The sequence below is a fragment of the Spirochaetota bacterium genome, from assembly GCA_026415295.1.
Taxonomy (GTDB): domain Bacteria; phylum Spirochaetota; class JAAYUW01; order JAAYUW01; family JAOAHJ01; genus JAOAHJ01.
In genome coordinates this window covers 43,388-62,233 of sequence record JAOAHJ010000007.1, presented here as the reverse complement: position 1 = coordinate 62,233, position 18,846 = coordinate 43,388, and the positions used below count along the sequence as shown (strand labels likewise).

At 21.7% G+C, this 18,846-nt stretch carries 18 protein-coding genes; 14 read left to right on the top strand and 4 right to left on the bottom strand.

The genetic code is table 11. The annotated features are described in order from the left end of the window. Window positions 1-391: 391 nt before the first annotated feature. Together crcB and N3A58_02175 are read left to right on the top strand one after the other, a co-directional pair. Window positions 392-784 (top strand): fluoride efflux transporter CrcB, encoded by a 393-nt coding sequence (gene crcB, locus N3A58_02180; GenBank protein MCX8058205.1) that lies wholly within the window; start codon window positions 392-394, stop codon window positions 782-784. 41 nt (window positions 785-825) lie between these two features. Next, window positions 826-1,158: a DUF190 domain-containing protein gene (locus tag N3A58_02175; GenBank protein ID MCX8058204.1), complete on the top strand. Its 333-nt coding sequence runs from the start codon at window positions 826-828 to the stop codon at window positions 1,156-1,158. A 35-nt stretch (window positions 1,159-1,193) separates the two neighbouring features. Here N3A58_02175 and N3A58_02170 read toward each other — a convergent pair whose 3' ends face one another. Then, window positions 1,194-1,970 (bottom strand): biotin--[acetyl-CoA-carboxylase] ligase, encoded by a 777-nt coding sequence (locus N3A58_02170; protein MCX8058203.1) that lies wholly within the window; start codon window positions 1,968-1,970, stop codon window positions 1,194-1,196. A gap of 244 nt (window positions 1,971-2,214) precedes the next feature. Between N3A58_02170 and N3A58_02165 the strand changes: the two genes are divergently transcribed. The 9 genes from N3A58_02165 to N3A58_02125 all read left to right on the top strand — a co-directional run bounded on the left by N3A58_02165 (window position 2,215) and on the right by N3A58_02125 (window position 11,270). Further along, window positions 2,215-2,982, top strand: coding sequence for a Pr6Pr family membrane protein (locus N3A58_02165; protein ID MCX8058202.1), 768 nt, complete (start codon window positions 2,215-2,217; stop codon window positions 2,980-2,982). A 111-nt stretch (window positions 2,983-3,093) separates the two neighbouring features. After that, window positions 3,094-3,771: a M48 family metallopeptidase gene (locus tag N3A58_02160; protein ID MCX8058201.1), complete on the top strand. Its 678-nt coding sequence runs from the start codon at window positions 3,094-3,096 to the stop codon at window positions 3,769-3,771. A 56-nt stretch (window positions 3,772-3,827) separates the two neighbouring features. Continuing rightward, window positions 3,828-4,352 carry a hypothetical protein gene (locus tag N3A58_02155; GenBank protein ID MCX8058200.1) on the top strand — a complete coding sequence of 175 codons (525 nt, stop codon included), beginning with the start codon at window positions 3,828-3,830 and terminating at the stop codon, window positions 4,350-4,352. Window positions 4,353-4,426: 74 nt separating this feature from the next. After that, the gene (locus N3A58_02150) at window positions 4,427-5,092 is read left to right on the top strand and encodes a CPBP family intramembrane metalloprotease (protein ID MCX8058199.1); all 666 of its coding nucleotides are present in this window, start codon (window positions 4,427-4,429) and stop codon (window positions 5,090-5,092) included. A gap of 316 nt (window positions 5,093-5,408) precedes the next feature. Continuing rightward, entirely contained in the window at window positions 5,409-6,086 is a 678-nt protein-coding gene (locus tag N3A58_02145; protein ID MCX8058198.1) for an ABC transporter ATP-binding protein, read from the top strand. Window positions 6,087-6,187: 101 nt separating this feature from the next. Next, window positions 6,188-7,576 carry an FtsX-like permease family protein gene (locus tag N3A58_02140; protein MCX8058197.1) on the top strand — a complete coding sequence of 463 codons (1,389 nt, stop codon included), beginning with the start codon at window positions 6,188-6,190 and terminating at the stop codon, window positions 7,574-7,576. Window positions 7,577-7,650: 74 nt separating this feature from the next. Beyond that, window positions 7,651-8,979: an FtsX-like permease family protein gene (locus N3A58_02135; GenBank protein MCX8058196.1), complete on the top strand. Its 1,329-nt coding sequence runs from the start codon at window positions 7,651-7,653 to the stop codon at window positions 8,977-8,979. Window positions 8,980-9,065: 86 nt separating this feature from the next. Then, window positions 9,066-9,821, top strand: a complete 756-nt coding sequence (locus N3A58_02130) for an outer membrane lipoprotein-sorting protein (protein ID MCX8058195.1) — start codon at window positions 9,066-9,068, stop codon at window positions 9,819-9,821. A 33-nt stretch (window positions 9,822-9,854) separates the two neighbouring features. Next, the gene (locus N3A58_02125; protein MCX8058194.1) at window positions 9,855-11,270 is read left to right on the top strand and encodes a hypothetical protein; all 1,416 of its coding nucleotides are present in this window, start codon (window positions 9,855-9,857) and stop codon (window positions 11,268-11,270) included. 4 nt (window positions 11,271-11,274) lie between these two features. On the opposite strand, the gene N3A58_02120 is transcribed toward N3A58_02125, so the two are convergent. The 3 genes from N3A58_02120 to N3A58_02110 all read right to left on the bottom strand — a co-directional run bounded on the left by N3A58_02120 (window position 11,275) and on the right by N3A58_02110 (window position 15,585). Beyond that, on the bottom strand, window positions 11,275-12,591 hold the full coding sequence (locus N3A58_02120; protein ID MCX8058193.1) for an SBBP repeat-containing protein: 1,317 nt from the start codon (window positions 12,589-12,591) through the stop codon (window positions 11,275-11,277). Window positions 12,592-12,742: 151 nt separating this feature from the next. Next, entirely contained in the window at window positions 12,743-13,858 is a 1,116-nt protein-coding gene (aroC, locus tag N3A58_02115; protein ID MCX8058192.1) for a chorismate synthase, read from the bottom strand. Window positions 13,859-13,911: 53 nt separating this feature from the next. After that, a complete protein-coding gene (locus N3A58_02110) occupies window positions 13,912-15,585 on the bottom strand; it encodes a hypothetical protein (GenBank protein ID MCX8058191.1) in 1,674 nt (557 codons plus the stop codon). A gap of 431 nt (window positions 15,586-16,016) precedes the next feature. Between N3A58_02110 and N3A58_02105 the strand changes: the two genes are divergently transcribed. From N3A58_02105 to secD, 3 genes are all read left to right on the top strand, one after another. Then, window positions 16,017-16,436 (top strand): hypothetical protein, encoded by a 420-nt coding sequence (locus N3A58_02105; protein MCX8058190.1) that lies wholly within the window; start codon window positions 16,017-16,019, stop codon window positions 16,434-16,436. A gap of 296 nt (window positions 16,437-16,732) precedes the next feature. Further along, entirely contained in the window at window positions 16,733-17,065 is a 333-nt protein-coding gene (yajC, locus tag N3A58_02100) for a preprotein translocase subunit YajC (protein MCX8058189.1), read from the top strand. Between the two features lie 271 nt (window positions 17,066-17,336). Next, window positions 17,337-18,818, top strand: coding sequence for a protein translocase subunit SecD (secD, locus tag N3A58_02095; protein MCX8058188.1), 1,482 nt, complete (start codon window positions 17,337-17,339; stop codon window positions 18,816-18,818). The last annotated feature ends 28 nt before the right edge of the window (window positions 18,819-18,846 follow it).

Here is an 18,846-nt window from a genome sequence, read left to right as displayed (position 1 = left end):
GACTTAGGATCTGGTGCAGCAATGCGTGTGGGTTCAAGTCCCTCCACTCGCAATTTTTATTTTTAAAAAATAAATTTTTAATTTTGAAGAAAGCTTACAAAAAGGATTGGTATATAATAAACTTTTTTATAAATAGAAATAGAAATAGAATAAGAATATAAGGATAATATAAAAATAATATGAAAAAAAATGAAAAAAATTTATTAATTAATTAAAATAATAAAAAATATTGATTAAAATAATATTAAATATGAAATAAAAAATAAATAATAGTATAGTATAAATGTAAAAATTGAAAATAAAAATAAAAAGCAAAAATTTAAATTTATATAATTTAATTATTGAGTAAATAGTTTTTGAAAAAACAATTATTTATTTAAGGTATTTATTGATGAAAAATATTTTATTTGTTGCAACAGGTGGAATTTTGGGGACTATTTTAAGATATTTTATTTCAAAAAAATTAAATATTCTTTTTGGTGAAATATTCCCGTTAGGTACTCTTTTTGTAAATGTAACAGGATCTTTTTTAATTGGCTTTATTTATTCTATTTTTGAGGAGATTACTATACCATCTTATTTAAGAGTTTTTTTTCTTACTGGTTTTCTTGGTGCTTATACAACATTTTCAACTTATGCTATTGAAACATTCAATTTTATAAAAGAAAAAGAGTATAAAGAAGCATTTTTTAATTTTTTATTAAACAATTTATTTGCATTAATCGCAGTTATTATTGGGATATTATTATCTAAAGTTTTTTTACAAATAATAAAAAAGATTTAAAAATATTTTTTTATTATTAATTAAGGTTTTTGGAGTTTAAAATGCTTGAAAAATTTGTTAACTCTAAGTTACTAAGAATTTTTCTTGATGAAGCAGATCACTATAAGGGTAAACCTCTATATGAATATATTATTCTTAAAGCTAGGGAACTAAAAATAAATGGAGCTACTATAATAAAGGCAATAGAGGGGTACGGAACACATTTTCAAATTCACACTAATAAACTTGTTGAGTTATCTGAAAATCTTCCAATAATAATAGAAATTGTTGATTCTGAAGATAAACTAGATAATTTCTTAAATACAATTGAACCAATTTTAAAAGAAGTTCTGATAACAATTGAAGATGTAAAGTTTTTTAAAATTAACAAATAATATTTAATGTAAAAATTTAACATAAAAAAAGTTTACTAAAAAATTATCTTAATATCTGAATCAGAAAAAATTAATTTATTGTTTTTAATTTTTAATACGATATGACCGATGTCATCTATATCTATGACTTTTGCCTCAATTAATTTATTATTTTCATTTAATTTGAAGATAATATTTTTTCCAATCAATTGACTATATTCTTTCCATTTATCTTTTATTAGATTATAATTTAAACTATTGTCATTTTCTAAAAATATAGCAATATTACTATTTAGTTTTTCTAAAAGTTTAATTGTAAATCCCTGAATTTCAGTTAAAATTCCAGTTTCTATAAAAAGCGAAGTAGGGGAACCTTCTATTTGTTTAATATCATTTGAATCTAAATTTATATTTATTCCTATACCACTCGTAATTTTATAAGAATTTTCATTTATGACTTTTGTTTCTGTTAAAATTCCAGCAAGCTTTTTATTGTTAATATAAATATCATTTGGCCATTTTATCCATATATTTAATTTTTTCTTATTATTAAAAATATCTTTGATTGTATCAATGCATGATATAGCAAGTATTGATGTTATATAAAAAGTTTTACTTAATTCAAAATTATTTAGATTTTTTATTAAAATTGAAAAAGCTAAAGCTTTATCTTTTAAATTTATCCATTTTCTTTCAAATCTACCTCTTCCAGCTGTCTGATTAAATGTATATAGAACAGTTCTATCAGGATATTCTTTTTCAAGTAATTCAGAGTTAGTAGAATCAATAGATTCAATATAAATAATATTATTAAAAAAGCCTTTTTTATTCATTAAAACTTTTTAATTATTTGGTTAAATTAAATCTATTAATAAAAATAAAATTGTTTTTAATTTTAAATTTTTTGTTATAAATTTTTGGTAAAATATATCTAATAAAAAAAAAGTAAATATTTTAAAATAACATAAGATAATCAATTGAAAAAATATAAAATGAAGAAACGATAAAATAGAATATAAGAATATAAAATAGAAAATATGTTGAAAATATATATCAGTAAAATATAATAAATTTTTTATGCAAAAAATAAATTTTAATAAAATTGATTTTTATTTGTTTTTAATTATTTTATTTTTAATTGCTTCACTATTTTCAATAATTACGCAATACTATTTTTCTGTTATTCAAAAGAGTTTTATTCTAAAAAAAGAAAGTTTCATTTTTTCAAACATAAAATTCTTTTTTTATTTTACTATTCAAACAAATATTTTAATAATATTTGTTTATTTGAGAAGCTTATATGAAATTATTAAGACAAAAAAAGGAGAGAGTTATTCAAAATGTTATCATAGAAAAAATTTTTCATTTTATTCAACAGCTGTTTGTGTTTACATTATTATTGTTGCTTTTGTCTATAATATTTTTTTAAGAAAGTTATGGAATACATTTGGTTTACAGAGAATTGTTGATAATTTTTTGCATATAATTAATCCAATTTTTTATATATTTTATTGGGTATTTTTTATAGAAAAAAATAAATATTTAATTATTATAAAATATTATATATTTATTATAAAAATAATATTAAAATGGTTAAATTATCCTTTATTATACCTTTTTATTATTTTAATAAGTGGTTATTTTTTAAAAAGTTTCCCATATCCATTCTTAAATTTTTACAAAATTGGTATTCTAAAAGTTTTATTAAATATATTTTATCTTTTTCTCTTTTTTATTTTTCTTTCAATTTTAATTATTTTTATTTCTAGTTTTTTACAAAAAATTTATATTAAATTTAATACAATTAAAAAAGATATAAATAAGATAAGTAATGAAAATAAATAGAGAATAATAATAGAAAATTCAGAAATATAAATTAAATTTAAAGTAATAAATAAATGATAAAAAAATATTATAAAAAAAATAAATTATAAATTAATATTTATTCAAATAATAATGATAAAAATAAAAAAAATTTTATCAAAAAGAAAAACAATATGTTTACAAATAAATTCAGATCTTGAAATATTACTTAAAGTTCCATATAATATTTCAGAAAAAGAATGTAATAATTTTATTGAAAAAAATAGAGAATGGATTTATAAAAAATTAGAAGTTCTTAAAGAAAAGAAAAAAAAATGGAAAAAAATTGATTTTAAAGAGGGTGAAAAGATTCCTTATTTGGGGAATTTTTATGTTTTTAAATTTATTTCAGATTCTAAAAAATCTATTTATTTAAATAAAGAATTACTAACTATATATATAAATTCTAAATTGTATCCTAAAATAAAATACTATTTTATAAAGTTTAGTAAAATGAAACTTAAAGAAATAGTGGAAAATTATGTTTTAGAATATTCTAAAAAGTTTAGTGTTAAATTTAATTCAATTAAAATTACCTCTTCTAAAACAAGATGGGGATCATGTACATCAAATGGAAATTTAAATTTTTCATTTAGACTTATTTTTGTTCCAGATTTTGTTATTAGATATATTGTTGTCCATGAGTTAGTTCATTTAAAAATCAAAAATCATAAAAGAAAATTTTGGGATGAGGTTGGAAAACTATTTCCTCAATATAAAGATAGCAAAAAGTGGTTAAAAGAAAATTCATTTATAATTGAAATTATTTAAATAAATAGTATACTAAATAATAATTAAATAAAATTATAAATTGTTGGGGTTGTAAAATGGATGATAGTAAGATAATAATTGAAGCAAAAGAAAAAAATTTAGTTGTCGTAAATATTATAACTTTTATTCTTGCTATTATTATTATTTTTTCTATGTTAAAATTAAGAGATTCTTTTTCTAAAAATTATTTTATTTTTGCTACTTTTTTAGTTATGCTATATTTAATTTTTGATTATTATATTTGGAAAATTAAAGGAATAAGAAAAGTTGAAATAGATGAAGAGAAAATAATTTTTTATAGAGGGAAAAACCTTAATAGTTTTGTATTAAACAAAAATGATATTAAAGAAATAGATATATTTTCTAAATTTAAAGGAAGTAGGTATATTATAAATTTTGTCTATGGCAATGGAAAAATAATAAGAGTTGGGAATAATATGACTTTTTTTTCTGGAGATAGAGTAAGATTGGTAGAAGATGCATTTGGTGAAAAAGAATTTAAAGAATTTATGTTATATTTAATAAAGAATTATAAAGATAAAATTATAAATTATAAATGTATAAGTGATTTAGAAGAATAAATTTTAAAAAAAATTTAATCGTTAATATTTAGGCTAAAAGATAAATTACAAAAAAAATATAGGAAATGGAACCTATGAATAATATAAGAATTAATAATTTTTCTAAAATTTCATACTTAATGATAATTTCTCCTTTTATAATAATTTTATCTGGTTTTTTAACTGCAAAATTTGCTGGTATTATCTTAAAAGAATGGGCATGGATTCCTTTGACTTTAGTTTTATGGGGTTTAATGGGATTTTTTATTTTTTTTGGTTTAAAAAAGAAAAATCTAAAGATTCAAAGTTATTTATTTTTTGAAAAGATTAATATTTATAAAATACTATCTTTAATTGCTGGTTTTATTCCTTTTGCTCTTTTTTTAATGAATATAAATTTAATAAAGAATAATAAAAATCTTATTATATTTTGGTTACTATTTTCAATAATAAATCCGTTTTTTGAAGAATTCTATTTTAGAGGTGTTTTACTTATTTATACAGAAAATTGGAAAGCATTTTTAAGTGTTTTATATTCAACATTTTTATTTGCAGTAAATCATCCAATATCATGGGGGGTTAATTCTATAGCAAATAGACACCCTGTTACTTTTATAAGTACATTTATTATGGGTCTTGTTTGGGCTATAAATTTTAAAAAGTGTAAAGATTTATTATTTCCTATAATTGGTCATTTCCTTGTCGATCTTTTTAATCTTTCTGTTTTTATATTTCTAAATATTTATGTTCCTATGAAATAATTTCTTTTACATTAGTTTATTTAATATAAATTTATACAATTTTGTGTATTTAACTTTAAATAATAATATTTAACAATAATTAAATTGATAATAATTTAAAAAATTATTAAATTTAATTAAGGTTAAAATGTAAGTTTATTATAAAAATATCCTTAAAAGTTAAAGATTTAATAATTAGATAAACTTAATTATATTATTAAGCTAAATACGATTAATTTAATTAAATTGATAGAGTCATAATAATTAAAAGAATAATGATTAGAAATATAATAATTAAATTAGTTAATTAAATTGATAAATAATTTAGGAGAATAAAATGAGTTGTATAATACTTAAAAATGTAAAAAAAGTATATTTACTTGATAAGACTGAAGTTCATGCTTTAAGAGGGATAGATATGGAAATAGACCCAGGTGAGTTTGTATGCATTGCTGGACCTTCTGGTTCTGGTAAGACTACAATATTGAACCTAATAGGTTGCATAGATTCTCCTACGGAGGGAGAGGTTTTTATTGATGGGGAAATGGTTAATAATTTAAAAGATAGAGAGTTAACTAAAATTAGATTAAATAAAATAGGATTTATATTTCAATCTTTTAATTTAATTCCTGTATTAAATGTTTATGAAAACATAGAATTTCCATTATTATTAAAAGGTAAAATGAGTAAAGCCGAAAGAGAAAAAATAGTTATGAAATTCATAGAGGAAGTAGGATTAAAAGATAGAATAAAAAACAAACCTGCTGAGCTATCTGGTGGTCAAAGGCAGAGAGTTGCTATTGCAAGAGCCTTAGTAACAAATCCTAAGATTATACTTGCAGATGAGCCAACTGCTAATTTAGATTCAGAAACAGGGCAAAAAATAATTGATTTAATGAAAGAAATAAATAAAATTGAGGGAACAACTTTTGTTTTTTCAACACATGATCCAGATATTATGAGTCATGCAAATAGAATTATAAAAATCCACGATGGAAAGATTGTTAATAGTTAATAAATTTTAAAATTATAAATAATTAATAGTTTTACTAAGATAAATTATTTCATAGATAGGTTATTTCATAAAATATTTTTTTCATAAATTAGGAGAAAAGTATGTTAATTTTAAAAATTGCATTTAGATCAGTATTAAGATATAAAGGTAAACTTATAGCAATTGGAATATTAATTTTGTTTGGGGTTTTATTTTTGTTAATAGGTAATTCTTTTGTATATTCACTAAAAGAAGCAACTAAAAATTCAATAATAAACAATTATACAGGGCACATTGTAATTTATTCATCAAAGTCAAAAATTTTACCAAGTCCTTTTTCATTTAGTCAACCATTACCAACAATCGAAAATTTTGATCAGATTGTTAAGTTTTTAAAAGATCAAGATAAAATAAAAGCTTATGTTCCTATGGCTCAAAATTTTGCAATAGTTGATACAGATTCAGATATATCAGTTTCAATTGTTTTTAATGCAATAGATCCAAAAAAATATGAGGGTATATTTAAAAATATTGAAATAATAGAAGGAAGTTTTTTTAATGAGTCTGGAATAATTATTTCAACAAATACAAAGAAAAGTTTAAAAGAAAGAGGAATAGATGTTAAAATAGGAGATATTTTAACTTTAATTGGAACTTCAGGATCAAGCTCAATTAACTCTAAAAAGGTTAAAGTTGTTGGTATATTTAGAAATAAACTTTTTAATGATCAATTTAGAGGAATTGATTACATTGATATAGAAACTTATAAAGAATTATTTAATTTTCAGGGTTTACTAATTGAGTCTTTACCTAATAATTTACAGAAACTTCTTTCTACAGGTAGCGAGGAAGATATTTTTGCCGAGGATTCTGTATCTGAAGAAAAGAATAGAGAAACAATTGATTTTAGTAAACTGAGTTGGTCTAATAATAGTGGGGTAACAATGATAATGGTTTTACTAAAAAATGAGAAAGATATACCAGAAATAATTAGTAAAATAAATGAAAAAAAAGAGTTAGGAGTTAAAGTTGTTGATTGGAGAAAAGCTTCAGCTGGAATATATGAAATTGCAAATGCTATTCAAATATTTATAACAATTATTGCTTTTATTCTTTTTATAACAGTAGGTATTATTTTAATGAATACTTTTATAATAAATATATTTGAGAGAACTGCTGAAATAGGAACAATAAGAGCTATAGGTGGATCAAAGTCTTTCATAGCAAAGCAATATATATATGAGTCATTAATAGTTACAATATTTTTTACTATATTAGGTATAATTATTGGAGCAGTTGTTGTTTTTATTATTGGAAAGGTAGGAATTTCATTACCAAAAAACTTTGCTCAGATGATGTATGGAGGAGGAAAGTTATTTTTTAAATTAACAAGCTCATCTCTAATATCAATTTTTATTATACTTATTTTGGTAACAATACTTTCAACATTATATCCTTTGAAAGTTGCTACTAAAATAACTCCTCTTAAAGCTATGTTAGAAAGAGTTTAATTGATACAAAAAGTATTATATAGAAAAGTATTATATAGATATTTCAAATATAAGTAAAAATAAGGAAAACATTTATGATAAACTTAATAAAAATAGCATTTAGAAATATTTTTAGGGATAAAAAGAGATCAGTCTCACTGGGTGCAACTTTTTCAATAATCGGATTTATTTTAATTATTGTATTTTCTTTTACTAATGGAGTTAAAGTAAACTTCAAAGAGAATTTTACACAAGCATTTTTTGGAGACTTAACTATTTTTGGATTTGATAAAAATGGGCAAAGTTTTAAAAGAATAATAAATTACAACAAAGAAATAGAGAAAATAATTAAAGAAAAATTTAAAGATTCTGAGATTTTATTTAGAATTTCTTCTGGATTTAGAGTTTATAGTAAAGGTTTTTCAAAAATGATTGATATTACTGGAATAGACCCTGAAATTGATAAAAAAGGAATTAATAAGATTACCATATTAAAAGGCTCCTGGAAAGATTTTTTAGAAGATGAATCTTCAATAATAATTTCTGAAGAAGATGCAAATTATCTTGAAGTTGATATTGGGGACGAGATTCTTGGAGTAGTTAAAACATATACAGGGGCATATAATACTATATTTTTTGTAATAAAGGGGATTTATAAAAGCTCAAATCTTCTACTTTCAACTCAGAGTTTTGGACATCTTTCATATTTAAAAAAGGGACTTAATTTCCCTTTGGATTCATCTGAAGAAATTTTGATCTATTTTGATAAAAAAGAGAAAAGAAATACATTAAATTTAAAAAAAGAGGTAAATAATATTTTAGAAGAGAAAGGTTATAATGTAATTAAAGAATATCTTGATTTTAGCAAACAGGGAGGTAATGCTTTTTTAAAATTTATTAGAGACTTTATGCAAAGTAATAAAAATGGTACCTTTTTCTTTATTCTTGCAATAGATGAAATTATGAGTGCTGTTGAAAGATTTACTTCTGTTTTAAATGGTGTAGCACTTGTTATAGGTTTTGTACTTTTTCTTATAATAGGAGTTTCATTATTTATAAATATAAGAATGACTATAAATAATAGAATGGTTGAAATTGGAACTATAAGAACAATTGGAATGAAAAGAGAAGATATTGTTAAGTTGTTTATTTTAGAAAATGTAATCCTTGGCATTATTTTTACACTTATTGGATATATAGTTGGGGGGTTTTTAATTTTTATTTTTTCATATTTTATTGATCTTTCATCTATTAGAGATCTTCAATTATTTTTGAAAGGGGGACATTTATTTTTTCTAATAAATTTATTACAATTAATTTTTCTTCTTTTAGCTATTATTTTTTTAACTATTATTTTTGCGTATATACCTTCTAGATATGCAGGTAAAATAAAACCAGTTGAAGCATTGAGGAGAGAATTTTAAGAAGTCTATTAAATAATAATTAACAAGATAGCATTGCAATAATAAAATATTAAAATATAAAATAATAAATTAAATTGGAGAGGAAAATGAAAAAAGTATTTTTAACTACATTGTTAATAATAATTTTTATTTTTTTTACTGCCCAAACACAAAAGAAGATTGATCCTGTTAAAGTTATAAGAGATATTGAAAATAAATTGAACTATGATGAAGATATAACAACGACTTTAAATATAATACAGGTTGATCCAAATTCTTCAAATAAGGTTTATAAGTTAAGATGGTATAGAAGAGATAAGGAAGATAAATTTGTTCTTATTTTTATTGAACCAGACTCAGAGAAAGGAAAAGGTTATTTAAGAATAAAGGATGATTTTTATATGTATCTTCCTGCAACTAGAGAGTTTGTTTATAAGAATAGAAAAGAGAATGTTGGGGATACAAATGCTAAAGCTGAAAGTTTTGAAAAAATGAAAACAGAAGAACTTTATGATATTTCTTATTTAAAGGATGAAAAAGTAGCAAAATTTGACACTTATGTAATTTTGCTAAAAGCAAAAAAACTTGATGTTTCATATCCAATACAAAAAATCTATGTTGATAAAGAATCTATGCTTCCAGTAAAAAGAGAATATTTTTCCCAATCTGAAAAATTGATGCAAACTGATTACTATATAAAGTATGAGAAATTAAAAGGTGAAAAATATATTGCAACAAAAATATTGATTGTTGACAATATAGAAGAAGGCAAAAAAACTTCAATAATGATTGAAGATTTTTCTATTTCAAAAATACCTGATTATATTTTTACTAAAGCTTTTTTAGAAAATCAATCAAGATAATGATCTATAAAAAGTAAAAAATTGGAGTTTTTTATGAGATTAATTAATTTTTTTAAAAAATTTAATTATAATAAAATTTTTAAGTTTGATAATTTATTTATAAAAAATATGTTAAAAAAACTTAGTTATTCTATAATAATTTTAACTATTTTAACAGTTTATAGTTTTTTATTTAGTTATAAAGTGTTGTCTCAGGAAACTTCTTCTGAAGAAGATATTTATTCTGAAGAAAATTTTGATAAAGAGTTTGAAAAGCAAAAGGAAGAAGCAAAAAAAAATACTTTTTCCTTTCTATTTGGAGGTTTTATAAATTATTCAAATAACTATAATTTTTATAGTGATTATAATAATTATAATTCAAATGGTTTAATTTCAGGTAATTTTTTTGGTTCTATTTCATTTATGGAAATATTAAAATTTTATGTCAAGTATAATTATTCTTATTATATTTATTATTTTACAGACAATATAGATAAATTTAAAAATTCATATCAACTAAATAACTTAAATTTAAATCTTTCCGAGTTTTTCTTTGATTATAACATTTTACCATTTTTATTTATTAGGGTTGGTAAACAGTTGATTTCTTGGGGGCCATCTTTTATGTGGACTCCAGTTGATTTTATCAATCTTGAGAAATATAATTTTCTTTCCTCTCAGGATACAAGGGGTGGTAAACCAGGAGTTAGAATGCATATACCTTTAAATAAAATAAATTTGTTTTTTTTCTGGGATCTATATGGATTAGATAGCAGTTCTATAAATTATGATATTAAAAAAAGTGGTCTTGGTACAAGAATTGATTTTACATTTTCTGGATTTGAAATTGGTTTAACAGGTTACTTTAGAAAGAGTTATGAGCCAAAAATAGGTTTTGATTTTTCTGGGACTCTTTTTGGTGGAACCAATTTAAGTTTAGATATCTATTTTGAAATGTCATATTTTAATGGTTATTTTATCAAAGGAATAAAGAAAGCAGCATTTCCTTATTTAGTAGAAGAAATATTACCACCTTTACCATCATTGCAAATAGTTACAGGAATTTCTAAAAATTTTTTAGAAGATAAAAGTTTGAGTTTTTCTTTTACTTTTTTTTACAATTCTCAGGGATATAGAATTGAAAAGATAGATGAAGTAATACCTCTTATAATGGTCTTAGGTAAGAATTTATCTGATTATTTTATACCCTTTTATTATGGAAAATACTATTTCGCAAGTTCAATAGCAAAAAGTAAACTTTTTCAAAATCATTTGAATTTAAGTCTAAGTTTGTATGGAAATTTAACAGATAATACATTTATTTTGGTTTTTTCTACAAATATATATTTTGGTGATTATCCTCCAATAAATATAAGGTGTTCATATAATTTTGGTGAAGAAAAAGGAGAATTTACCTATCCTTATAATAAGATATTAACAATTAATCTTAATACATCGATAAATTTTTAACTTTTTATTTGCTTAATAATTTTATTATAAAAACATCAGATTCTCCAAAATTGAGTTGATTATTTAGAGGACCTGCAGCATTTCCTACCATAATAATGGCTCCGAAATTATCAATTAATATATCAACTCCTGTTTCATTTTGTTCTGTTCCTATAAATTTAGTCCAGATATGATTGCCATTAATATCATATTTTACTAATAATATATCTTCTCCGCCATTATTTATTTGACTATCGAAAGAAGAATTGGTATATCCAATGGCATATATAAAATATTCTTTAATAAAAATGCTAAAATAACCATCTTCTTGTAATGGACCACCTTTTAATTTTGTAAAAATTGTATTTCCATTAATATTGTTTAATTTAATAATAAATCCATCTCCTCCACCCATATTTAATTGAGAATCAATATTTCCAAATGTTGTTCCTACAATATAAATTTTATTATTACTATCTAAAAATATTTTAGTAACATAATCATCAATACTAGATCCCTTAAATATTGTCCATTCATGAATTGGAGATGAATTTATTGAGCTATATTTTATAACAAATATATCTTCTCCTCCATTATTAAGTTGGGAATCGAATGAACCATTTGTATTTCCACATAAATATATATTGTTATCATTGTCTGTTATAATATCCATACCATTTTCATAATTATTACTTCCTCTTAATACACCCCATAAAACATTTCCTCCTGGATCAAGTTTTAATATAAAAGTATCGTTTTGACCATTATTAGCACCATAAAAATTGCCCCATGATGAACCTGTAATATATATATAGCCAGATTTATCAATGCAGATTGCCCTTCCTTGATCATTAGAATTTGTTCCTATTAATCTTGTCCATATTGTATTACCATTTAAATCGTATTTAACAACAAAAATATCATCACTACCATTATTTGTCTGTCCGTCAAAACTTCCACTCGTATAACCGACAACATATAAAAAGCCATTTGGGTCATAAACTATATCATAAGCATAATCTATTTCCGAACCTCCTTTAAATCTTGTCCATATATGGTTTCCATTACTGTCATATTTAATTATAAAAAAGTCATAGGAACCATAATTTGTTTGTCCATCAAAAGAACTGTTAGAATTACCTAATATATAAATGTTGCCAATATTATCTTTACATGTTGATTGGCAGTTTTCTTCATAAATACTACCTCTTAACTTTGTCCAATGAAATTCTATATCTTCATTTTTATTATATAAAAATTTTGGATGACAAGAAATAATTAAAATAAAATTAATTAAAATTATAAAAATAGAAAATAAAACGGATAAAATTTTCTTTTTCATAAGCTATTTTTTTTATAAACAATTTTAATTATTAATATTGAAGGGTGTTCTATATTAAATTTTATTTTAAAATTATAAAATTTCAATTTATAAATATTTATCTTTAAAATATTTCTGATTTATCTAATAATTTAATTTAAAAATTGTATCATTATTTGTTTATAGATTTATTAATCATTAATAAGTCAAGAATAGCAATATAAGAAGCTGCTTCTATTATAGGGGGTAATCTTAAAATGTGACAAGAATCGTGACATCCATTAATAACTAATTTTTCAATTTTTTTTGTTTTTATATTTATTGTTTCTTGTTCTTTTTTTATGGAAGGTACAGGTCTAGCAACTATATTAAAAATTATATCATTTCCATTAGATATACCACCTGTAATACCACCATTATAATTAGTTCTTGTTTTACCATTTATATTTACAATTGGGTCATTTGCTTCACTTCCTTTCATTTTTGAAAAACTAAAACCAGCACCAAATTCTATACCTTTTATTGATGGAATAGAAAAAATTATTGAAGATATGGCTGATTCAAGAGAATAAAAAAATGGCTCACCAATGCCAGCAGGTAAACCTTTTATTCTGCATTGTAATATTCCTCCGATACTATCATTTTCATCTTTAATTTTTTTAATAATATCTAAAAATTTTTTTTTATCCGTTATTCCATATATTTCTATTGGTTCGCATTTTATTTTGATTGATTTATTGAAATTTTTTTTAATTTCAAAATCTTGATCATTTTTTATTCTTTTTTCGATATTGCTATTGATTTCAGTAAAATTATTATTTATTATTTTTCTTGCAACAACACCTGCTGCAACAATACAAACTGTAAGTCTTCCAGATAAATGTCCACCACCACTTATATCAAAAAATTTACCCCATTTTTTTATAGCAGCGAAATCAACATGTGATGGTCTTGGTATTGTAAGGAATTTTTCATAGTAATTAATATTTTTTTCTTTATCTTTATCAAAATTAAAATAAATATTTTTATATTTTTTATTTTCAAATAAAATAGTCAAAGGAAATCCATTTGTTAAATTATTTTTTATACCTGATATAATAATAGGTATATCTTCCTCTTTTCTATTGGTTGAACCATAGTAATTAGGAGATCTTCTTTTTAAGTCTCTTTTAAAGTCTAAAATATTTAGTTTTATTCCTGGAGGAACTCCATCAATTGTTATGCCAACATAAGGTCCGTGAGATTCTCCAAATATAGTAATTTTAAATAGTTTTCCAAAAGAGTTCATATCATTCTAATAAGTTTAATCTATTAAATTCTTAAGATTTAATTTTAAAATATTTAATTTTTATTATTATAACAATAAATTTTTTTAAGTAAATTAAAAAAGTTTGGAAATGTTTTTGAAATAGAACTTTTCCCTTTTATTTTAATTTTTAAACCAAAAATAGAACATAGAATTGAAAATAAAAACACAATCCTGTGATCATTGTAAGAATTAATTAAAACCTTTTTTTTAATAGTCTTTTGAAAATTAATAAGTTTTTCATAAGCTTCTTTTCCGTCAATGTATAAGTAATTCTCTTTTTTATTATAAAAAATGTTTATATTAAGTTTATGAAATTCGTTTTGGATACTAGTTATCCTATTAGATTCTTTATATATTAATCTTTCTATACCATAGAAAAATACTTTTTTCTTTTTAATTATAGTAAATAAAATTGATGGGAAAATAATATCTGGTGAATTTTCAAAGTTAAAATAAAAAGTATTTTTTTTACTTTTATTTAATATATCAAAAAATATAAAAAATAGAAAATCACCTTGATAGCAGAAATAATTAATTTTTTGAGGTTTTTTTAAAAACCTTTTTAATTTTTTATTAAAAAAAATTTTGAGAAAAAGATTATTGGGGTATAAATAAAATAGTATGTAAAAGAAAGAAAGAATTGATAGATCAAGTTCTTTAATATAATTTTCATTAAGTATGTTTTCTTCAAAGTTTTCTAAAATGTATTTAAAATCATTTTTTAATTTAATTAAATTATATTCTTTATAATTATTATCATAAATTTTTATTTTTTTAAAAATTAAATTTAAGTTAAAATTATCAAGTTTAGATGGTTTATCTTTTTTCTTATTTATTTCAAAATATTCTAAAATTAAACTTTTAAAAAGATTATTCAATATTTTATTTGTTAATTTTTTATATTTGTTTTTTTCTGATTCAATGTATATTATTATACCATTTTTTAATAAAATATATAAGGTCATAATTATAAATGAGAAGCTTTTTATATTAGTTATTATTAATTTTATAGAATTCAAACTCGATATTTTGCTATTAGTTTTACTATTATATATTAAAATTAATGGAATGATTATTAAAAGAGAACTTAAAGATTGAGATGTTTTAGAGATATTAAACTTGATAGTTAGACAATTTTTTATTTTATCAAAAATAAAATTATTTTCACACTTTTGAATTATAGACTGTTCTTTATTAAAATTTTCTTTATTTATAATATTATTTATTAAAGTAAATTGAACAGGCAGATAATCATTATTCTTTAAGTATCTAATTTCTATATCATAAAAAAAGTGACTTAAAAAAATTTCTATTTCTCTTTCAATTTGAAGCCTTCTATTTCTTAAAGTCTTTGATGGAAGGATTGATATTTTTTTTAACTTAAAGTTATTTAAATGTTTAAAATAAAATGGGACAAAAAGAATAGAAAATCTTGCAATAAATCCAGATTCTTTTATGTTAATTTTTATAGACTTTGATAAAAATAATCTAATATAAACAAAAAAATTATTTGTTAAACCTAATTTATAAAATAAATTCAAGATACTTTTTATATCATCTCCAAAACATTTTTTATTTTTGTATAAAAAAGAAAATTTATTGTTTGGATTTAATAATATAATTAAAATAATTTTTCTAATTAAAACACTTTTACTTAAAGGAATGTAAAAAAGATATTTTAAAATTTTTTTTATTTCTTTTTTCATTTGGTTTAAGTTTGTTTTTAACTAAATTAATAAAATATTATTTTTAATAAAAAACAAATAATTTTTCAAAATAATTACTATTTTTTTTTGATTTATAATAATAAATATTGGGTTTAAATATTTTTATCTAAAAAAATTAAAGGAATTTTTATGAAAAAGTTTATTTTTTTTAATTTTATTAATTTTTTTGTTTTCTTGTAAACAACCGTTAAATAATATTATTAATAATCAAAATCAAAACGAACAAAATCCAGTTAATAATATATTTAACACATATATTGAAAAACAATAGCAGGAGAAATTAATTCTTGTCAGTGGATGGGCTGTGATATGTCTTCTAATGGGGATAAGATTATTTCATTAGTTAATTGAGGATATATTTATCTTTCAACAATGGTGGTTCAAATTAGAATGAAATAAATTCTTTAGGAGTGAGGGGTTGGAGAGATGTACCTATTTCTGGAGACAGTAACAAAATTGCCATAACAAGAAAAAATGAATTTGAGTCCAAAGAATTGGAAAAAATGTGTATATCTTCTAATGGACAAAAAATAATAGCTTTTGTTGAAAATGGTGGTGTTTATTTATCAAATGATGGTGGCAATAATTGGGAAGAAAAAACTAATCTTGGAAATAATAATTGGGTTTCAGTTTCTATGAGTTCAGATGGTTCTATTATAGCTTTATTGGTTTACGGAGAAGGATTATATTATTCTAAAGATGGTGGAAATAGTTGGGTTATAAAAAATGATAATAGTTTTATAAGAATCTGGGATTTTATTTTTATTTCATCAAATGGTAGCTATTCTATCTTAACTGGGAAGATGAAAAATATAATAATAACTCCTTAAGAATCAATTATCTTTAATTAAAAATATACAATTTTATTAATATTATTAAAAAATTTCAGATACATATAAATATTTTAAAAATAAAAAATTTGAACTATTAATTTTTTGGAAAAATCTAAATCTAATTTTATATTTATTTTATTTAAATTTTCTAAAAATATAATTTATCTTTTTATTTTTATAGGTTTAATATTTAAGTAATTTAATGTTTATTTTTATCTATTAAAAATTTTTATTTTATTGACTAAATAAAAATATATGTTAAAAAGATTAAAACAAAATTTTTTGGAGAGTATATGAATTTGTTAAATATAATGTTAATGGCTGCTCCTACTGGTACACAAGGAACAAGTGGATCAGGAAATCTTTTAAGTTTATTTTTGCCTTTTATTGTTATTATGGTTTTATTTTATATTTTACTTGTAATTCCCCAGAAAAGACAGGAAAAAAAGCATCAGGAAATGGTTAATGCTCTTGAAAAAGGTGATAAAGTTATAACTTCTGGTGGTATACATGGTACTGTTGTTTCAACAAAAGAAAATACTGTAATTGTTAAAGTAGATGATTCTACTTCAATAGAGTTTTCTAAATCTGCAATTGTTTATGTTGAGAAAAAGCAAAATAATTAATAAAATTTATATTAGTTTAAAAAATTATTAATATATAATAATAAAAGATTTTTTTATGGAAAAATATAATATTTTCAAACTTATTAGGGACTTTATTTTAACCCCTAAACTTTCTTTATCTTATATTATTTACTTAATTTTAGTTATAATAGTTTTGATTTTAATCTATTTTATCAAAAGCAAAGATAAAAAAAATATATTTTAGAAAAAGATTTTTTGATAATTTAATTTATAATATTATTCAAATTTTTTTATATTTTCAGGAGGAAAAATGGGAAATAGGACAAGATTATTTATAACAATTTTTATGATAATTTTTTCTATTTATCTTCTTATTCCAACTTATAAATGGTACTTCTTAGTTTCTGAACAGGATAAATTATTATTGACTTTGAGTCCTCAAGATCTTGCAAATGCAGGACTTTCAGATAAAGATTTAAAAAGAATTGAAGACTTGCGAAAACTTTCAAAACAAATTATCAATTTGGGTCTTGATCTTAAAGGAGGAATATATATAGTATTAAAAGCTGATTTTACTAATTTTCAAGATTATACAGAGGCTGATAAAGAAGAAGCTATGCAAAGGGTGCTTCTTATCTTAAAAAACAGAATAGATCAATTTGGTGTTACTGAGCCTAAAATAAGTAGGATGGGGAAAAATTTAATATCCATAGAATTACCTGGAGCAAAAGATTTCAACAGAATTAAAAATATTATTGTTGGAGAAGGAAGGTTAACTTTTCAATTAGTGGATGTTGAAACTGTTAATCTTTTAAAGAATACTCCTGGAGCTATAGATGAAAAAGGGAATATTGTTAGGTTAGATTTAATTCCAGAAGATTCACAGGTTATGGGAATATATAAAAAAGATAAATATGGAAATTATGTTCAAGATGTAGCTACAGTAGTAAAGAAAAAAGTGGAACTTGATGGGACATATTTAAAAAAAGTTGATGTTATAAATGGGCAATGGGGCCCAGAAGTTGCATTTTCTCTTTCTGCTGAAGGAGCAGCAATCTTTTATGAGGTTACTAAAAATAATGTAAATAAACCACTTGCTATAATTCTAGATAATAAAGTTTTAAGTATGCCTATGATTACTGAACCTATAAATTCTCCAAATGCTACTATTCAAGGTAATTTTACACCAGAAGAAGCTTTTGATTTAGCTTTGATTCTTAAAGCAGGTTCTTTCCCTGTACCAATTGTTATAGCTGAACAAAATGAGGTTGGTCCTACTCTTGGTAAAGATTCTATTCAAAGAGGAATTAAAGCAGGATTAATTGGAGGTTTGCTAGTTTTGATTTTTGCTATTATTTATTATAAATTAATAGGTTTATTAACAGATATTCTTCTTATTTTTAATATTTTCTTTCTTGTTGCTTTTTTAGCTGCATTTTCATATACATTAACTTTACCTGGTATTGCAGGTATCATATTAAATATTGGTATGGGTATAGATGCTTTTGTAATTATTTATGAAAGAATAAAAGATGAGTTAAGAGGTGGTAAACCACCATATCTTGCAGTAAGTATAGGCTATGATAAGGCTTTTCTAACTATATTTGATTCAAACTTAACAACATTAATTGCTTCTATTGCATTAGCACAATTGGGTTCTGGGCCTATTAGAGGATTTGCTGTAACCCTTTCTATTGGTATAGTGATAAATATGATCGTGGTATTAATTACTTCTAGGTTAATTATGACTTCAATTTACAAAGATGAAAGAAAGAAAAACATATCAATATAAAAAAAGAAAAATTGATTTAAAAGGAGGA